This is a genomic window from Sandarakinorhabdus sp. (assembly GCF_031422795.1).
Lineage (GTDB): Bacteria > Pseudomonadota > Alphaproteobacteria > Sphingomonadales > Sphingomonadaceae > Sandarakinorhabdus.
Window position 1 is genome coordinate 1 of the sequence record NZ_JANPML010000428.1, and the last position, 1921, is coordinate 1921.

Annotated in this window: 4 protein-coding genes; all 4 read right to left on the minus strand. The window is 64.4% G+C overall.

The window, feature by feature from the left end:
* On the minus strand, nt 1-227 hold a 227-nt coding region (locus tag RMO81_RS14720), incomplete at its 3' end, for a hypothetical protein (RefSeq protein WP_310476664.1).
* 20 nt (nt 228-247) lie between these two features.
* Nucleotides 248-1213, minus strand: coding sequence for a hypothetical protein (locus RMO81_RS14725; RefSeq protein WP_310476665.1), 966 nt, complete (start codon nt 1211-1213; stop codon nt 248-250).
* On the minus strand, nt 1213-1560 hold the full coding sequence (locus RMO81_RS14730) for a hypothetical protein (RefSeq protein WP_310476666.1): 348 nt from the start codon (nt 1558-1560) through the stop codon (nt 1213-1215). The genes RMO81_RS14725 and RMO81_RS14730 overlap by 1 nt, the downstream gene beginning before the upstream one ends.
* Nucleotides 1561-1626: 66 nt before the next feature.
* A partial coding sequence (locus RMO81_RS14735; protein WP_310476667.1) for a hypothetical protein occupies nt 1627-1921 on the minus strand: 295 nt, incomplete at its 5' end.

Sequence of the window (1921 nt, forward strand, 5' to 3'; positions counted from 1 at the left end):
CGCGCCGCCACGTCGTCGGCCGTCCGCGGCTGCGGCGTCCGGCCAGAGACTAGCGCCGCCGCGTCATCGAATGCGCCCTGCCACATGCCCTTGAAATCAGCGATGCCAAGGCGGACGAACTTCAGGTCCAGGCGATGCTCCGCCACAGTGCCGCCGTCGGCCGGCAGGGTCATCACCACCGGCCACCAATGTGCCGGCTCCTTGGTCAAAACGAACGGGGCGGTCATATCAGATGCCTTCCTGTGGCTTAACGCGTCTTGAGCACCAGCTCGTTGCCAGCAGCCGAGGGGATGAGATCGTAATTGCAGGTCATCATCAGCCGGTTCTGCTCGACGCTGAACGTCGGCTCATCGATCTGCAGGCGTGCGCTGGTCAGATCGAGGATGTTACCGGCTACCGTGCCATGCACCAGCGACAGCGCCAGATCGGCGCGCGTCGTCACTTCCGTGAAGTAATTGCGCACCGACGGATCGGGCAGCTCGGCCACGATCGTGCCGCCGGCCGAACGGCGATCGCCGTCCTCCGCCGTATCGAAGATCACTGCCCGCTGGCCGACCAGGCTGCGATACGACGTCTTCATGCCCAGGTTCAATTCGAAGCTGCGCAGCAACAGGGCAAAACCGCCCAGGGTGAAGGTGGTGTTGACCGAGTTCACCTCCACCGGCGCCGGCGGCGCCGGCAAGGTTGGCGCGCCAATCGCAGTGCCATCGGGCACCTGGTTGAGCAGGCCGATGCCATCCATGGCACCATAGGGGAAATCGCCCTCGGTGAAATTCAGGATCAGATTGCTGCGCAGGCCCTGGGTGCGCATGCGCACATAGCCGGTACCAGCATCGCCCTTATGGCCATAAAGGGTCAGGCTCGATCCGTCGCCGACAGTTTCGAGCGGATAGCTGACATCGATGGCACCGTTGGGCACCGGCGCGCCAAACATGCAGGCCCGCAACCAGACGCTGCCCCAGCGAGTGGCGATGTTCGCCGTTCCGCTGCCGGCCAGCTCGAAACGGAAACCATGACCCTGGCGGCCGCGTGTCTTGACCTTGGGCCGGCGGCCGGCAAAGCCGCGATCGATGCGCCGACGGATTTCGTCAAACTGCATCGGCTGCGGTTCCCAGTCATAGATGATCTGGGCATCGGTTGCGGGCACTGGGGCGCTGTCCACGCCATAGGTGCCCTCGATCTTGGCGAGAACGATCTGACTGTTGTTGGGCATTATTTTTCCTTCCGGGCAGGATTGGCGGCCGGGGTTTCAACGGCCGGCGACTTGGCGGCCGCATCTTCGGCGGCGCGCCCCTCTTCCTGTTTCAGGGCCAGCGCTTCGGCAGCGATCAAGCCCTCACCGGCATGACCCAGCGGGTCGCTTTTCTTGCCGGCGGCAGCCAGTCGCCTTGCCCGCTCCATTGCCGAGATCGGCAGACCGTCTTCGGCCAGGCCGAGCCCTGTTTCGCGCTCATAGACGCCGCGACCGGTGTGGACATGCCGTTCCATGTCGAACCAGCTTGGATTGGCTGGCAAATCCGAGCCTTTGCCAGTGGGCGTTTCGATGGTCTGTTCAGCCATGTTAAGTCCTCTCCCTGCTTGCCCTGCCACGCGCGCGCGCAGCCCTTTGCCCGGCGATAACGCCGGTCACTGTTCAACCGCTTTTCTGATCCGGCGCTGTGTGCGGAATCGGAGCGCCCATTCAAGCCGGCCGTCGGCGATCGACAGCAGCGCCGATCCGGCGTGCGCTGTCGCCTGGCCTTCGGCGTCCGGATGCACCCACCCAACCAGGCGATCTTCAACGCCCTTGATCAGCTGCTGCAACTGATCGGACGCGCGTCGCGGATTGGCGGCGTCCGCACCAACCATGATCACGACCACGAAGGTGGCGACCATCTGCTGATCGTGGATGCCTTGCAGGGAACGTGGCTGCTGCGGCTGC